Below are 14,499 nucleotides of genomic sequence, written 5' to 3'. Positions count from 1 at the left end.
ACCATTCCCGCCACCGCGCGCCATCCGGCCATGACCGATCCCCTGGAAACCGTCGAAATAAAAGCCTTCGTGCCGGCGAGCGACTTCGAGCGCTCGCTGCAGTTCTATCGTGACCTCGGCTTCAGCGTGCCGTGGCAATCGGACGATCTGGCCTACCTGCACGCCGGCCAATGCAGCTTCCTGCTGCAGCGCTTCCACGTGAAGGAACACAGCGAAAACTTCATGATGCATATGCTGGTGCGCGACGTGGAAGCCTGGTGGCGGCGCGTGCAGGAACAGGACCTGGCCGGCCGCTACGGCGTGCGCGCGCTGCCGCCGGAGGACCAGCCGTGGATGATCCGCGACTTCTGCCTGAACGATCCCAGCGGCGTGCTCTGGCGCATAGGCCAGAACATCGACGGCGACGGCACGGTGCCGGCATGAGCACGCTGGAACGCGCCATAGAAATCGCCGCGCGCGCTCATGCCGGCCAGGTCGACAAGGCCGGCGCGCCCTACATCCTGCACCCGCTGCGGCTGATGCTGACCCTGCAAGGCGCACACGAACGCATGGCCGCGGTGCTGCACGACGTGGTCGAGGACACGCCGCTCACCTTCGAGGATCTGCAGCGCGAAGGCTTCCCGCCCGCCGTCGTCGACGCCGTGCGCGCCCTGACCAAGCTGCCCGGCGAAGGCCGCATCGCCGCCGCCCACCGCGCCGCGGCCAATCCCATCGCACGCGCGGTCAAGCTGGCCGACGTCGGCGACAACATGGACCTGCGCCGCATTCCCGCACCGACGGAGAAGGATTTCGCACGGCTGAAGGAATATGAGCAGGTCCGCGCCATTCTGCTTGCGGCCGCGCCCAGTACAAGCGAACCCTGAGACGGGAGCATTTCCCCCTGCCCACGCTCGCACAGAAACTCTGCCTGGCTGCTGCCGAACACTTTATGCAAGCAGGAAAAATCGTGCGAAGGATTCCATAATGGAAACAAACACGACTTTTCCTCCGTCCAGGCGTCCGGTCTACCGCCATCCGCACCCGAGCTACTGGAGCCGTTTTTCCTACTGGCTGGCGCTGGTACAGCTGCCTGGCGTCGCCGTGGCTGGGTGGTTTTCCGATATGCCCGGCCACCCGCCCGGCATAATCGTGGCCATGGCACTGGTCTGGCTGGTCATGCTGCTTTCGTTCATAGGCCTGGTGCTGGGCATGATTGCCCTGTGCAGGCCGCCGCCGCATTGGCGCGCCTGGGTGGGTCTGGGCCTGAATCTGTCGTTCCTCGGGCTGGGCATCGCCGTTGTCACCTAGACTCCTGGCAACGCGGCAGCGGGCAGCCTGCCGCGCTGCAAATCCCGGAACGCGCACCGATTCCGCAAGGCACACACCGCCAGATAGCATCGCCATGCCAGTATCCCTTGGCAGAGAACTTTCCCGGAGGACAACCCGCATGAAACGTGTAACCGGCATAGGCGGCATCTTCATCAAGGCCAGGGATCCCGAAACGCTGCGCGCGTGGTACCGCGATCACCTGGGCATCGCGGTAGAGGACTGGGGCGGCACGGCCTTTCGCTGGAACGGCCCCGAAAATCCCGCCGGCGCCGGCACCACGGTATGGAGCATCTTCGCCGCGGACTCGGATTACTTCGCGCCGAGCACCGCACCGTTCATGGTGAACTACCGCGTGGACGATCTCGACGCCCTGCTCGCCGCGCTGCGCGCCGAAGGCTGCAATGTGGACGACAAGGTGCAGGACTACGAATACGGCAAGTTCGGCTGGGTCACCGACCCCGAGGGCAACAAGATCGAGCTGTGGCAGCCGCCCGAGGGGCAGTGAGCCGAACGGCCGAGATCGGGGGTGACGGGATCCGGGATTCGTAAAAGCAATGCGGGACCGCTCTCACGAATCCCGAATTCCGAATTCCGAATCAAATCCCTTCGGGCCAATGCCGGGTTACTTCCAGCGGCTCGCCGGTCTCCAGCAGGCTTTTCACGCTGGCCAGCAGATGCGGCCAGCCCTGGGACAGGCTATCCAGCAGCGGCGATCGGGCCAGTTCGGTCTCGTGTTCCAGCATCAGCCGGACCGAGGCGCCGACCGGCTCCAGCGTGATCGTGCAGCGCGTCGCCGGCTCGTCGCGCAGGCCGGGCAGGAACACGTTCTTCCAGCGCAGCACCAGGCGGCGCGGCGGATCTATCTCCAGCACTTCGCCCGCATCGCCGATGCGGCCGTCGGGAATCATCAGCTTCCAGCCGCCGCCTTCGCGCCAGTCCGCGTCGAACCAGCAGCCGGCCCAGTATTGGCGGGTGAATTCCGGCGCAGTCAGCGCCTGCCAGAGTTTTTCCGGCGTGGTGCGGATATAGGTGACATAGACAAAACGGTTCGCGGACATGGTCACTCCTCCGTGCCGCCCTCGGCGGCTTCCAGTCGTTGCTTCAGCTGCGCCAGCAGGCGCAGGCGATGGCGTTCGTACTTGCCCAGCCAGCGTTCGGCGATCTCGTGGATGGGTACGGGATTGAGGAAATGCAGCTTCTCGCGGCCGCGCCACAGCACTGCGACCAGATTGGCCTGCTCCAGTACGGCCAGGTGCTTGGCCACGGCCTGACGGGTCAGCTGCAGGCCGGCGCAGAGTTCGCTCAGGCTCTGCCCGTTGCGCGCGTGCAGGCTGTCCAGCAGGGCGCGGCGCGAGGCATCGGCCAGGGCTTTGAATACCTCGTCCATGGCGCCATGTTAGGCAACCAATTGGTTGCATGTAAAGCCGCCCTGCGCGACCCGCCGCCGCGCCCGCCTGGGCACACGCACGAAAAAATAATCCCGGACCTGTCGAAATCGCGCCCGCGGCTACGACTCAGCTGCAACAGGCCCCGACCCGGGCGCCTCGACACGGAGAGCGATCATGAAATACATGCTGCTGATGCAATTTCCCCTGTCCAGCTGGAGAACCGACCTCATCACTCTGTGGCCGCAGGAAGACGCGGCGCGGCATATGGACTACCTGGCGCGCATGCGCGCCGATCTGGAGCAGGCCGGCGAACTGGTCGATACCCAGGGCCTGACCGGGCCGGAAGCCGCGACCGAAGTGCGCGCCGGCGCCGACGGTTCGCCCGCGGTCACCGACGGGCCGTTCGCCGAGTCCAAGGAATTCCTCGCCGGCTACCTGATCGTCGATGTGGAAAATGTGCAGCGCGCGCACGAGATCGCGGCGCGCTGGTCGCACGGTCCCGGCCGCGGCGGCAAGCCCGGCAACTGGCCGGTGCAGGTGCGGCAGATGCTGGGCTTCAGGCACGGCGACGACGCATGAAGGAAACACTGCCGCCGCAGATCGAACGCCTGCTGCGCGAACTCGCGCCGCAGGTAGTCGCCATCGTCACGCGCCGCTGCGGCGATTTCGCCGCAGCGGAGGATGCGGTGCAGGAAGCCCTGCTCGCCGCCGCGGCGCAGTGGCCGGAGCAGGGCCTGCCGGCGCATCCGCGCGCCTGGCTGGTGCAGGTCGCGCTGCGCCGCTGCACCGACCAGTTGCGCAGCGAAACCGCGCGGCGCCAGCGCGAATACGGGTTGCACGCCAGCGAACCGGTCGCGCCGGCCATCCAATACAGCGACGAAACGGAACAGGACGACACCCTCGCCCTGCTCTACCTGTGCTGCCATCCGGCCCTGACCACGCCCAGCGCGATCGCGCTGACCCTGCGCGCGGTTGGCGGCCTGAGCACGGCCGAGATCGCCCATGCCTTCCTCGTGCCCGAGGCGACCATGGCCCAGCGCATCAGCCGCGCCAAGCGCAGCATCCGCGAATCCGGCCTGGGCTTCGAGACACCGACGGCACAGGAACGCGAAGCGCGCCTGGCAGCCGTGCTGCATGTGCTGTACCTGATCTTCAACGAAGGCTATGCCGCCAGCGGCGGCGATGCGCTGCAGCGCGAGGACCTGGCCGCCGAGGCGATACGCCTGACCCGGCTGCTGCTGGCGCGCCTGCCGGCCCATGCGGAAAGCGCCGGCCTGCTCGCCCTGATGCTGCTCACCGACGCACGCCGCCGCGCCCGCAGCGGCAGCCGCGGCGAACTGATCCCGCTGGCCGGGCAGGACCGCCGCCTGTGGGACCGGAACGCCATCGCCGAAGGCGTGGCCCTGGTCAGCCGCGCGCTGACCCGCGGCGCGGTCGGCCCTTACCAGTTGCAGGCGGCCATCGCCGCCCTGCACGACGAAGCCGCCGACGCGGCGCAGACCGACTGGCCGCAGATCCTGGCCCTGTACGGCCTGCTCGCGCGCATGGACGACAATCCCATGGTGCGGCTCAATCAGGCCATCGCCGCGGCCATGGTGCACGGCCCGCAGCACGGGCTGGAGCAACTGCGGCAGCTGGCGCTGGATCCGCGCCTGGCGAGCCATCACCGCCTGGCCGCGGCCCGCGCCCATCTGCACGCGCTGGCCGGCGAACACGGCGCCGCGGCCGCGCTGTTCCGCGATGCCGCCGCACGTACGGGCAACCAGGCGGAGCGGGATTACCTGCTGGGCAAGGCCGCGGAAGCGGCGCGGCACGCAGGCTGAGCATTGCTGCGCGAAAAGGGCTGGGCCGACACCGGCCGGCGCACAGGCGTCCCCCGGCCTGGCACCCCGGCCTGCGGCGCGAAGCAGCGCATCCGCCGGCCCGGACGCCGCCCGTCCCACCGTCCGCACAGCAGAAATTTCCAGTATTTTTTCAAACACCGGATCCGCGCCCGCCGGCGCCCAGGCCGCGGCAGAACGCCGCCAGGCCCGTCTGCCGGCGTGTGCAGACCGCTTCCCTCTCCGCCCTGGCGCCGCGCTCCGCGACCGCCGCCCGGTGCCCGTCCGCGACAGCGATCATGCAGGGGTGGTGCGGATTGCCGCCGCTGTCCTTGCCGGTGCTGACACAGGGCGCAGGGCTGGCGCACGGATCCGAGCGCACGCCGCCGCGGCCCGGCTGGCCCTGAACGGCGCCGGCCTCCTACACTGCGCCGTCCCCACTGCGCACAGCCATCGCCATGCCTCCCACCGCCAGCGCCGGCCTGCGCCAGAACTACGACGGCATCGCCCTGGTCCTGCAGGGCGGCGGCGCGCTCGGCGCCTACCAGGCCGGCGTCTATGCGGAACTGCACAAGACCGAGTACCAGCCGGACTGGATCGCCGGCGTATCCATAGGCGCGATCAACGCGGCACTGATCGCCGGCAATCCGCCCGGGCGCCGCCTGCGGGCGCTGGGCGATTTCTGGGATCAGGTGTCTTCCCATCTGCAGCACGGCCCGCAACGCAGCTGGCCGCAGCAATGGCTGGGTGAACTGTGGCCCGGGCCGCGCTCGGGCTTCAACCAGTTCAGCGCGCTGTGGTCGGCCATGCTGGGCGTGCCCGGTTTCTACGAACCGCGCCTGCCGCCGCCGTGGCTGCGCCCCGACGGCGATCCCGCCGCGCTGTCGCTGTACGATGCCGCGCCGCTGCGCCGCACGCTGGAGCAGCATGTCGACTTCGATCTGATCAACAGCCGGCGCGTGCGACTGTCGGTGGGCGCGGTCAATGTGCGCAGCGGCAATTCGGTGTATTTCGACAACCACCACTGCCGGCTGGGACCGCAGCACATCCTCGCTTCCGGCGCGCTGCCGCCGGCATTCGCACCGGTGGAGATCGACGGCGAGTTCTACTGGGACGGCGGCATCGTCTCCAACACGCCGCTGCAATACCTGCTCGATGCCCGCGCCGGGCGCAGCCAGCTGGTGCTGCAGGTGGATCTGTTCCCGGCCCGCGGCGCGCTGCCGCGCAATCTGGCAGAAGTGGCACAGAGGCAGAAAGACATCCTGTATTCCAGCCGCACGCGCTACAACAGCAACATGGCGGCGCAGATTGCCAACACGCGCCAGGCTGCGCGCGACCTGCTCGCGCGGCTGCCGGAATCGCTGCGCGGCGATCCGCAGGTCGAGGCCCTGCGCGCCGCCCTGCACCAGGGCCGCGTCGACATCGTGCAGCTGATCTACCGGCACAAGCCGTACGAACTGGAATCCAAGGACTACGAGTTCTCGCGCGCCTCGGTGCACGAACACTGGGAAGCCGGGCGGCGCGACATGTGCGATACCTTGCAGCACCCGGAATGGCTGCGCTCTTCGGGCCTGGAGGACGGCGTAACCCAGTACGACCTGGCGCACCGGCCGGAGTGAGCCGCAGCGCGGCGCGAGCGGCCACTGTGCCGGAAAAGGCGGAATATCACGCCGCCGTATCCGGCAATGCTGGCACGGCGCTCACATCCGCGATACGAAGCGACAGCGGCGCAACGCTGGCTACACACGTTGAAAAATCGCCTGCAGGAACACGCATTTCGCCACGCCGCACACCAACACCGGGGCGACCCGCGCGATCCATCGGGGATCGCGCGGGTCCTGACCTTATCCCGCAGCACGCCCGCGCAGCCGCCATCCGGCGCCCAGCAGCAGGCCCAGGGCCAGCAGCAGCAGCGCCGGCAGTCCCGGCCCCGGCACGGGCGCGATCACGCTGAAGCGCGCCGGCTGGTCGGTGCCGGCGATCTGCGGATCGTCGCTGAGTGCGGTGCTTTCGTTGCTGCCATCGCCATCGGCGTCGTAATACACAGTGGCCTGGTTGCTGATTACGCCGCTGGCATCGGCGCTGACCACGACATCCAGCTCTACCGCCACCGCGCTGTAGGGCGGCACCACGCCATTCCAGCTCAGCCGGCGCGTCGCCGCGTCGTAGGCGACCACGCCCGCGGTCGCGCGCGCGGCGACGAAATCCAGACCGCGCGGCAGGATATCGACCATCTCGTCGCCGGGATTGTCCGGCTGCGCGATCGAACCCGCGTTGTCCAGGCGGATCAGGTAAGGCAGGCGCTTGCCGCGCGGATGACGGTCGCCGTAGACGGCCTTGGTCGAGGTCACGCGCGTGGGCACGGCGACCACATTGATGACGGCGGGATCGTTGGCGCCGGGCTGGGAAGGATCGTCGGTCAGGATGACCGTGTCGTTCGTGCCGTCGCCGTTGCTGTCGTAATTCACGCTGGCCTGGTTGCTGACCGCTCCCAGCGTGGTCAGGTCGATATCCGCGGCGATGATGAAACTGACGACGCCATGGGCCGGAATGGCGCCATTCCAGCGCACGGTGTTGGTGGCGCGGTCGATGGCGGCCGTGCCGACATTCGCCTGCACGGCGTCCACCCGCAGGCCGGCCGGCAGCACGTCGACGAACTCGTCGCCGGGATTGTCGGCCTGGGCGTTGCCGCTGTTGTCGATCCGCACGAGGTAGTAGACGTCGCCGCCCTGCACATAGCCCGTGCCGAAATTGTAGGCGTTCATTTTCGCCGTGAGCCGGGTCGGAACATTGACCACGAAGGTGGTCGGATCCTGGCTGCCCGGCTGCGAAGGATCGTCGGTGAGCACTTGGCGGTTGTTGGTGCCGTTGGCGTCGCTGTCGTAATAGATCAGGCCGATATTGGCCACGGTGCCCAGCGCGCCGGGACCGATGATCGCGTTGATGGTGAGGGTGACGCTGGCGCCGGCCGCGATCGCGCCGTTCCAGCTGACCTGGCCCAGCGCGGGATTGACTGTGGCGCTGCCGCTGCTGGCGCTGGCTGAAACCAGCTGCAGGTTCGGCTCCAGCCAGTCGACGAATTCATCGCCGGGATTGTTGCCCTGAGGGCCGGTGCCGTTATTGCTGATGACGACGGTATAGGTGACGGTGCTGCCGATGGTGTAGTTGCCGCTGACGGTCTTGGTCGCGCTCAGGTTGGCCACGCCCAGGATATCGGTGGTGTCCGTCGCGCTGTTGTTGGCGGGATCCAGGTCCAGCACGCCGGGCGGCAGGGTCGCGGTCGCCGTGTTCGTGAGGGTGCCCGGCGCGGCATTGGCCGGAATGGTGCAGCGGGCGAGGAATGTGGCGAAACTGCCCACGGGCAGGTTTACCGCCGCAGTGAGATCGCCCGTGCCCGAGGCCGGACAGACTGCGCCGCCGACACCGGTGCAGGTCCAGCTGTCAGGCAGGCAGTTCGGCGGGAAGGTATCGCTCACGCTGACGCCGTTGACGCCGGTCTGGCCCTGGTTGAGCACGCGGATGGTGTAGACCAGCTGCGCGCCCGGCGCGGCAGTGCTGCGGTTGTCCGAATTGACCACCATCACATCGGCCATTTCGCCCAGCAGATCGGTGTCGGTGGCGCTGTTGTTGCCCGGGTTGGGGTCGACCGTGCCGGCTTCGGGCGCGATGGTGGCGGTATTGCTGATCTGCCCCGGCGTCACTGCGCCTACGCCGCAGTCGGCGTTGTAGGTCACGCTGGCACCGGCGGGCAGGCTGACGATCTCGTTGATCGGGCTGCTGCCCAGCGGCGCGCAGATACCGCCGCCGCTGCCGCTGCAGGTGTAGTTCGCCGATATGCACTGTGCCGGGAACTGGTCGAACACCCGCGCCGCGGCCGCGCCGGGGCCGGCATTGGAAGCGACGATGGTATAGCGCGAGGTGCTGTTGGGCAGCACCTGGTTCACGCCGTTGCTCTTGGTGATGGACAGGTCGGCCTGGGCCTGTCCGCGTTCGGCGGCCTGGGCGCCGCACGCCCCCACGAGCAACAGCGCGGCCGCAATACGGCCGGGCGAAAGACCTTTCATGGATTCCCCCCCTGAGGAACGGCATGGTGGTGCTGGAATTGTCACGGTCGCACCGCTGTCCGCCGCGCGGGCGCGGTGGACAGCGGTTGTCCGGGTATCAAAGCGAAAAACGGGCCAGCGGGCAATCAGGCCGCGCGCAGGCGGGGGAACGCGGCAGATTAAATACAATTAAACTTGTACAAAGTATCGCGAAACCGCTGCAGCACGATACCAGGCCGGTTGCGAAGCGCGTGCACCGCCGCACACTTCGGACCACACGCTGACCGATGCCACGAACCGCCCACGCACACGCCGGCCGGCCCGGCGGACGGCCGGCGCGGGACAGCGGCTGTCTGCGCCGCTCAGTCGGTGCTGGACCCGGCGATGCCGACGATGCGGCGCGTGCCGTGCGGGTACACGGTCCAGAAATACGTGCCCCACCACTCGCGGCCGGCATCGAAGTAATTGGAGCTGGCCGCGCTCCAGCGCCGGATCACGTAGTCGCCGCGCCGGCCGCCGATCAGATGGTCCAGCAACTCGAAGAACAGGCCGTTGCGCACGGCGTTGTCGGCATGCAGGTTGTAGGGCGGGTACAGGTAGGCATAGGCCAGGCCGCCGTCGCCGCGAAGTTCCGGCGCGCGCACGCGGTTGGCGGCGATTTCCGCGTCGCCGTACCAATACAGGTCGTCGCGGCCGGGATTCTCCTCGCCGCGCAGCAGCAGCGCGCCGCGCGCGAGGTCGCACAAGGGGCCGAGGAATTCGGCCGTGTCCAGCAATTCCCCGACGCCCAGCGCGGCGGCGTCCACATGCATGCGGAAGAATTCCTCGCGCCGGCGCGCGGCGTATTCGGGCCGCCGCAGCAGGCGCTCGAAATAGGCGTCGCTGTCGCGCTGCAGCGTGCGCAGCGTGTGCAGCGCCGCCGCGCGATGGGTGGCGGCGTCAGCACCGTCTTCGCCGTCTAGGGCGAATACGCTGAAGTCGAGCACGCAGCCGATTTCCTGCAATTGCTGCCGCAGCGCGGTGCAATCCTTGAGTTCCTGCATGGGCGCTTTCGCCGCGGCCGCACGGTTGCCGCTTACGGCCCCATGATGCCATGCGCGCCGGCGCCGTCCACGCCGCTGCGCTCAGATGAAGATGCCGCCGGAGGCCTCGATGCGCTGGGCGTTGATCCAGCCGTTCTCGGGCGCCAGCAGCGAGGCGACGGCGCCGCCGATGTCATCGGGCAGGCCGACCCGGCCCAGCGCGGTGAGGCCGGCGATCTGCGCATTGAGCGCGGCGTTGTCGCGCACGGCGCCGCCGCCGAAATCGGTTTCTATCGCGCCCGGTGCCAGCGTATTCACGGCGATGCCGCGCGCGCCCAGCTCGCGCGCGAGGTAGCGCGTGAGCACTTCCAGCGCGCCCTTCATTGCGGCATAGGCCGCATAGCCCGGCAGGGCGAAGCGGGTCAGGCCGGAGGAAATATTGACGATGCGGCCGCCGTCGCGCAGCAGCGGCAGCAGGGCCTGGGTCAGGAAGAAGGTACCCTTGAGGTGGACATTCATCAGCGCGTCGAACTGGGCCTCGCTGGTGTCGGCGAAGGCGGCATGGGCGCCCATGCCGGCGTTGTTGACCAGGAAGTCGAAATCCTCGCGCTGCCACTGCCGCGCCAGCAGGCTGCGCAGCTCGGCGGCGAAGGCGGCAAAGCTGGCGCTGTTGGCGAGATCCAGCGCCAGCGCCGCGGCCTGGCCGCCGGCCGCCTGGATCGCGGCGACGGCGCTGTCGGCCTCGTCGCGGCGGTCGCGGTAGGTCAGCACCACGTCCACGCCTCTGGCGGCCAGCTTGAGCGCGGCATTGCGGCCCAGGCCGCGGCTGCCGCCGGTGATGAGAGCGATCTTGCGATTCATGGATGACTCCGGGTGACTGCGGCGGAACTGCCGTGTCACACAGTTTATTGATCGCCGGATACGGATAAACCAGGATGATTTGATTAGACTGTTCGGAATCTACGAATAGCCGGAACACCCATGGACCTGGTCGAAAGCCTGCAGATCTTCCGCCGCGTGGCCGAACTGGCCAGCTTCACCCAGGCCGCCGAGCGCCTGGGCCTGCCCAAGGCCAGCGTGTCCAGCGCGGTGCAGCAGCTGGAGAACCAGCTGGGCACGCGCTTGCTGCACCGGACCACGCGGCGGGTGCAGCTGACCCAGGACGGCCAGGTGTTCTACGAGCGCTGCCAGGATGTGCTGGCGGATCTTGAGGAAATGCAGGCCATGTTCCAGCTCGGCGAGGCCGCCTATACCGGCCGCCTGCGCGTGGACATGCCAGTAGGCGTGGCGCGCCATCTGGTGGTGCCGCAGCTGCCGCGCTTCCTGGCCGGGCATCCCGGCATACAGCTGGAAGTGGGCAGCACCGACCGCCGCGTGGATCTGGTGCGTGAAGGCTTCGACTGCGTGGTGCGGGTCGGCCAGTTGGCCGAGTCCAGCCTGGTGGCGCGGCCGCTGGGCCATTTCCGCACGGTCAGCGTGGCCAGCCCGGCCTATCTGCAGCGCTACGGCCTGCCGCGCTCGCTGGAAGACCTGCAACAGCACCGCCTGATCGGCTACGCCCCGCTGCTGGGCAGCAAGCCGGAAGGTTTTGAATACGTCGATGCCGCCGGCCAGGCCCAGCTGATCGACATGCCGCTGTCGCTGGTGGTGAACAATTCCGAGGCCTATCGCAGCGCCTGCCTGGCGGGCCTGGGCCTGATCCAGGTGCCGGATGTGGGCCTGCGCGAAGATCTGGAACGCGGCAACCTGGTCGAGGTACTGCCGCAATGGCGGCCCGAGCCCATGCCGGTTTCCATCCTGTACGCCAACCGGCGCCACCTGCCCAAGCGGGTACAGGTGTTCATGCAGTGGCTGGCCGAAGTGCTGCAGCCCTATCTGCTGGCGCCGGCCGCTTGAGCGGGCGGCACCGGGCTTCGGGATCGGTGATCAGGGATCCGTAGAAGCGGGCGAGGCCACTTTCAATCCCGATTCCCGAATCACCAATCCCGTCGCGCGCCGCCGGAACGCAGGGCCAAAGCCGCTGCGTTCCGGCACGCAAATCACTCGCCGCCGACCGCAATCTGGCCGAGCTTGAAGAACACATCCGTGTTGTCGAAGGTGCCGGTGAAGTGGCTGGAACCGCGGCCGAACGCCGACAGCGGGATGTCGGTGCCGGTGTGCGCGGCCTGGTCGCCGGCGATCTGGCCGGTAATCAGCACGCCGTTGTCCTTGTTGCGCACGCTCGGGTTGGCCGGGGACTGGGCCGGCGGGAACGGCTGCTGCGAGTCGCGCGTCGGAAACGCGCTGGGCAGCCAGTTCTCATAGCGGTCCGCATTGGCGCCGTAGCCGATCAGCATTTTGTGGTCGATGTGCGTGGTGACCGGATAGCCGTCGGCGGCCAGGGTGTAGCGCGGGAACCGGGCGGCCTCGTAGATGCCGACCACGTTCTTGCCCTGCAGGCGGTCGGCTTCGAGCTGGGCCGCCGTGACGGTGGCGGCGCCGATGATGGCCGCGCCCGAACATTCATGGTCGGCGGTGACGATGACCAGGGTGTCCGGATTGCGCTCGGCGAACTGGCGCGCCACGGCGACGGCGCGGTCGAACTCCATCACATCGTGGATCCAGCGGTCGGTGTCCATCAGGTGGGCCTGCTTGTCGATGGACGCGCCTTCGATCATCGCGACGAAGCCGTTGCGATTGCGCGACAGCACCTGCAGCGCCTTGTCGGTCATCTCGTCCAGCATGGGCTGGTCGGGGAAGCCGAAGGCATCGACCACTTCGCGGTTGCCGCGGCGCGCGGCGATCTTGTCGTAGGACACATTCATGTTGGAGTAGGCGAACAGGCCCAGCAGCTTGTCCGGCACGCCGCGGCTGAACGCGGTGTTGAGCGCGGTGTTGTCCGGCGCGTAGGCGAAGCCGGCGCCGACGAAATCGGCAATCAGGTCGCGCTCCGGATCCAGCTTGCCCGGCGCCACGCCCCAGCCGGCGATGATGTCGGCGGGCAGCACATAGTCGGTGCTGGCGCGGCGCTGCGAGCCGTTGGCCGGCTGCGGGCTGGTGCTGTTGGACGGATTGGGCAGGAACCACTTGCGGCCGCCGCCGAGCAGCACGGTCAGGCCGGTCTTGTCGCTCTCGTCGAGGAACTGGTCGACGATGCCGGTGCCGTTGCCGCGCAGCGCGGTATGCACGGCGTTGGCCGCCGGGGTGGCGTCGAACACGTCGGAGGTGGTGACTATGCCCAGCGACTTGCCCTGCAGCATGTGCAGGTACTGCGACAGGTATTCGATGCGCGGATTGTCGAACGCGGCCAGGGTGTCGTCCGGCCACACGCCTTCTTCGTTGTTGTTGGCCTTGTTGCCGGAGACGTAGTTCGCCATGCCCGGCGCCGAGTCGGTGACGATGGAGTTGAGCGAGGCCGTCATCACCTGGCCGGTGTAGGGAAAGGTGTCCATGGCCAGCTTGCCGCGCGCCTTGCCCTGGGCATAGCCCTTGGCCATGATGCGCGCCGCCGTGCGGTGCGAGGCGCCCATGCCGTCGCCGAGCAGGATGATGATGTTCTTCGCCGGCTTGCCGCCTTCGGCGATGCCCACCACCTCAAAATTTCCGGTTGCGCTGAGGGTGCGGCCGGTGCTGGTGCGCGCGTTGACCTTGAACTCGTGCACGCCCGGCTCGTAATTGCTGTAGCCGCGGAAGCTGACTACGGCCGAGCCGGCGGCGAGGCCGGCGACCAGCGAACAGCCGGCCGCGCCGGTGGTCTTGCCGTTGGCGATGCAGGCGGCCGGGCCGGTCTCCCGCACCAGGCCATTGCGCAGCAGGCGCGGATCGCTGGCGCCCCCGCCGCCGATCGGCGTCGGGCCGTTGACGACCTTGCCGTCGACCAGGAAGCGGAAGCTTTCGATGGTCTCGCCGGCATCCGGCTGCACCGTGGCCTGCAGGTCGAAGCGCTGGCCGGGCAGGAAGCGCGAGATCACCGGATCCGAGGTGCCGGAGGCGAACAGTTCGCTGGGCGGGGTCAGGCGCGAGACCGTGGCGGCCTGGACCGGCGCGGCGAACAGGCCCAGCGCCAGGGCGGTGCCCAGGGCGAGGCGGGAAAGCATCAGGATGCGCATGGCAGTTCCTTGCAATGGATGGAGAGTGGAGAGCAAAGCGCGGCGCCGCGGCACCTGCGCAAAATTGTTCACTTGTTGTTTTTTGCGATCAGCTTCTGGAGCTTCTCGTCCAGCTCCAGCGCGGCCGGGAACACGCGGCCGGGCAGCGCGGCAGATTCGGTCCGGCCCACGCGCAGGCGGCCGGTGAGCTGGATCAGGCCGGCCATGTGATCCGGACGCAGCGCCGCCTGGGCCGGCATCTGCACCAGCAGGGCGCTGGGCGGCAGGTCGTCGGCGAGGCCTTCGTCGGCATCGCCCAGGGTCAGCGGCAGCGGGCTGAGCACGAACGCGCCGGCGCCGCCTTCGGCCTGGCGCACCATGTAGCCGACTACGCGCACGCGCTTGCCGTCCAGGCTGAGCAGGCGCCCGGTCGGCTCCAGGCCGTAGGCGCCGACCGGGTTCTTGAACACGTCGCGGAAGCGCAGCTCTTCCACGCCGCGCGGCGGCGGCGGCAGGGCCTTTTCCACCAGCAGTTGCTGCGGCGCCGGGCGCGTGGGCACGGCCTGGTGGGACTGGTGCGCCACGGCGTGCGCGGCGCAGGCGCCCAGGACCAGGGCGGCGATGAGGCGGCGGAACATGCGAGGTCTCCCGGCGGTCGTGCGGTGCGGCCGTGCAAATCGGCGGGGACAGTAGTGCGGGTTTGTGAAATGGCGGTTACGCCGCGGCGTCGCGCAGGCGGCAGCCGCATGACGGGTGCGCCGCGCCCAGGCCTGCGCCGCACGCGCGGCGCACCCGTGCAAACAGGCGTGCCGGCGGATTTTTGCCGCGCCGGCGCGGGCGCGACTGCGGTA

The 14,499-nt window shown here is 68.7% G+C and carries 15 protein-coding genes; 8 read left to right on the top strand and 7 right to left on the bottom strand.

What is annotated here, in order from left to right; translation table 11 throughout:
* Positions 1-30 precede the first annotated feature (30 nt).
* From NM961_RS16570 to NM961_RS16555, 4 genes are all read left to right on the top strand, one after another.
* The gene (locus NM961_RS16570; protein ID WP_255915524.1) at positions 31-423 is read left to right on the top strand and encodes a VOC family protein; all 393 of its coding nucleotides are present in this window, start codon (positions 31-33) and stop codon (positions 421-423) included.
* Positions 420-863 (top strand): HD domain-containing protein, encoded by a 444-nt coding sequence (locus tag NM961_RS16565; RefSeq protein WP_255915523.1) that lies wholly within the window; start codon positions 420-422, stop codon positions 861-863. Before NM961_RS16570 ends, NM961_RS16565 begins: the two co-directional genes overlap by 4 nt.
* A 100-nt stretch (positions 864-963) precedes the next feature.
* On the top strand, positions 964-1,287 hold the full coding sequence (locus NM961_RS16560; protein WP_255915522.1) for a hypothetical protein: 324 nt from the start codon (positions 964-966) through the stop codon (positions 1,285-1,287).
* A gap of 139 nt (positions 1,288-1,426) precedes the next feature.
* The gene (locus NM961_RS16555) at positions 1,427-1,813 is read left to right on the top strand and encodes a VOC family protein (RefSeq protein WP_255915521.1); all 387 of its coding nucleotides are present in this window, start codon (positions 1,427-1,429) and stop codon (positions 1,811-1,813) included.
* A 91-nt stretch (positions 1,814-1,904) separates the two neighbouring features.
* Here NM961_RS16555 and NM961_RS16550 read toward each other — a convergent pair whose 3' ends face one another.
* Together NM961_RS16550 and NM961_RS16545 are read right to left on the bottom strand one after the other, a co-directional pair.
* Positions 1,905-2,366: an SRPBCC family protein gene (locus tag NM961_RS16550; RefSeq protein WP_255915520.1), complete on the bottom strand. Its 462-nt coding sequence runs from the start codon at positions 2,364-2,366 to the stop codon at positions 1,905-1,907.
* A 2-nt stretch (positions 2,367-2,368) separates the two neighbouring features.
* A complete protein-coding gene (locus NM961_RS16545; protein WP_255915519.1) occupies positions 2,369-2,695 on the bottom strand; it encodes an ArsR/SmtB family transcription factor in 327 nt (108 codons plus the stop codon).
* Positions 2,696-2,870: 175 nt separating this feature from the next.
* Here NM961_RS16545 and NM961_RS16540 point away from each other — a divergent pair, with 175 nt between their 5' ends.
* The 3 genes from NM961_RS16540 to NM961_RS16530 all read left to right on the top strand — a co-directional run bounded on the left by NM961_RS16540 (position 2,871) and on the right by NM961_RS16530 (position 6,135).
* Positions 2,871-3,275: a YciI family protein gene (locus NM961_RS16540; RefSeq protein WP_255915518.1), complete on the top strand. Its 405-nt coding sequence runs from the start codon at positions 2,871-2,873 to the stop codon at positions 3,273-3,275.
* On the top strand, positions 3,272-4,519 hold the full coding sequence (locus tag NM961_RS16535; RefSeq protein WP_255915517.1) for an RNA polymerase sigma factor: 1,248 nt from the start codon (positions 3,272-3,274) through the stop codon (positions 4,517-4,519). Before NM961_RS16540 ends, NM961_RS16535 begins: the two co-directional genes overlap by 4 nt.
* A gap of 455 nt (positions 4,520-4,974) precedes the next feature.
* Positions 4,975-6,135 (top strand): patatin-like phospholipase family protein, encoded by a 1,161-nt coding sequence (locus NM961_RS16530; protein WP_255915516.1) that lies wholly within the window; start codon positions 4,975-4,977, stop codon positions 6,133-6,135.
* A gap of 225 nt (positions 6,136-6,360) precedes the next feature.
* Here NM961_RS16530 and NM961_RS16525 read toward each other — a convergent pair whose 3' ends face one another.
* From NM961_RS16525 to NM961_RS16515, 3 genes are all read right to left on the bottom strand, one after another.
* Entirely contained in the window at positions 6,361-8,580 is a 2,220-nt protein-coding gene (locus tag NM961_RS16525; RefSeq protein ID WP_255915515.1) for a DUF11 domain-containing protein, read from the bottom strand.
* Positions 8,581-8,921: 341 nt separating this feature from the next.
* A complete protein-coding gene (locus NM961_RS16520) occupies positions 8,922-9,602 on the bottom strand; it encodes a hypothetical protein (protein WP_255915514.1) in 681 nt (226 codons plus the stop codon).
* An 81-nt stretch (positions 9,603-9,683) separates the two neighbouring features.
* Positions 9,684-10,442, bottom strand: coding sequence for an SDR family NAD(P)-dependent oxidoreductase (locus NM961_RS16515; protein ID WP_255915513.1), 759 nt, complete (start codon positions 10,440-10,442; stop codon positions 9,684-9,686).
* A gap of 120 nt (positions 10,443-10,562) precedes the next feature.
* Here NM961_RS16515 and NM961_RS16510 point away from each other — a divergent pair, with 120 nt between their 5' ends.
* Positions 10,563-11,477, top strand: coding sequence for a LysR family transcriptional regulator (locus tag NM961_RS16510; protein ID WP_255915512.1), 915 nt, complete (start codon positions 10,563-10,565; stop codon positions 11,475-11,477).
* Positions 11,478-11,620: 143 nt separating this feature from the next.
* On the opposite strand, the gene NM961_RS16505 is transcribed toward NM961_RS16510, so the two are convergent.
* Both NM961_RS16505 and NM961_RS16500 read right to left on the bottom strand, forming a co-directional pair.
* Positions 11,621-13,669: an alkaline phosphatase gene (locus NM961_RS16505; RefSeq protein WP_255915511.1), complete on the bottom strand. Its 2,049-nt coding sequence runs from the start codon at positions 13,667-13,669 to the stop codon at positions 11,621-11,623.
* Between the two features lie 68 nt (positions 13,670-13,737).
* On the bottom strand, positions 13,738-14,286 hold the full coding sequence (locus NM961_RS16500) for a hypothetical protein (protein WP_255915510.1): 549 nt from the start codon (positions 14,284-14,286) through the stop codon (positions 13,738-13,740).
* Between the last annotated feature and the right edge of the window lie 213 nt (positions 14,287-14,499).

It is taken from the genome of Tahibacter harae, assembly GCF_024437735.1.
GTDB lineage: Bacteria > Pseudomonadota > Gammaproteobacteria > Xanthomonadales > Rhodanobacteraceae > Tahibacter > Tahibacter harae.
This window is presented reverse-complemented; position numbering and strand designations above follow the sequence as displayed.

What these genes read in the sequence shown, in the direction of transcription:
- NM961_RS16570 (WP_255915524.1), top strand. Translation starts at nt 31, where the DNA reads ATGACCGATCCCCTGGAAACCGTCGAAATAAAAGCCTTCGTGCCGGCG.
- NM961_RS16565 (WP_255915523.1), top strand. Translation starts at nt 420, where the DNA reads ATGAGCACGCTGGAACGCGCCATAGAAATCGCCGCGCGCGCTCATGCC.
- NM961_RS16560 (WP_255915522.1), top strand. Translation starts at nt 964, where the DNA reads ATGGAAACAAACACGACTTTTCCTCCGTCCAGGCGTCCGGTCTACCGC.
- NM961_RS16555 (WP_255915521.1), top strand. Translation starts at nt 1,427, where the DNA reads ATGAAACGTGTAACCGGCATAGGCGGCATCTTCATCAAGGCCAGGGAT.
- NM961_RS16550 (WP_255915520.1), bottom strand. Translation starts at nt 2,366, where the DNA reads ATGTCCGCGAACCGTTTTGTCTATGTCACCTATATCCGCACCACGCCG.
- NM961_RS16545 (WP_255915519.1), bottom strand. Translation starts at nt 2,695, where the DNA reads ATGGACGAGGTATTCAAAGCCCTGGCCGATGCCTCGCGCCGCGCCCTG.
- NM961_RS16540 (WP_255915518.1), top strand. Translation starts at nt 2,871, where the DNA reads ATGAAATACATGCTGCTGATGCAATTTCCCCTGTCCAGCTGGAGAACC.
- NM961_RS16535 (WP_255915517.1), top strand. Translation starts at nt 3,272, where the DNA reads ATGAAGGAAACACTGCCGCCGCAGATCGAACGCCTGCTGCGCGAACTC.
- NM961_RS16530 (WP_255915516.1), top strand. Translation starts at nt 4,975, where the DNA reads ATGCCTCCCACCGCCAGCGCCGGCCTGCGCCAGAACTACGACGGCATC.
- NM961_RS16525 (WP_255915515.1), bottom strand. Translation starts at nt 8,580, where the DNA reads ATGAAAGGTCTTTCGCCCGGCCGTATTGCGGCCGCGCTGTTGCTCGTG.
- NM961_RS16520 (WP_255915514.1), bottom strand. Translation starts at nt 9,602, where the DNA reads ATGCAGGAACTCAAGGATTGCACCGCGCTGCGGCAGCAATTGCAGGAA.
- NM961_RS16515 (WP_255915513.1), bottom strand. Translation starts at nt 10,442, where the DNA reads ATGAATCGCAAGATCGCTCTCATCACCGGCGGCAGCCGCGGCCTGGGC.
- NM961_RS16510 (WP_255915512.1), top strand. Translation starts at nt 10,563, where the DNA reads ATGGACCTGGTCGAAAGCCTGCAGATCTTCCGCCGCGTGGCCGAACTG.
- NM961_RS16505 (WP_255915511.1), bottom strand. Translation starts at nt 13,669, where the DNA reads ATGCGCATCCTGATGCTTTCCCGCCTCGCCCTGGGCACCGCCCTGGCG.
- NM961_RS16500 (WP_255915510.1), bottom strand. Translation starts at nt 14,286, where the DNA reads ATGTTCCGCCGCCTCATCGCCGCCCTGGTCCTGGGCGCCTGCGCCGCG.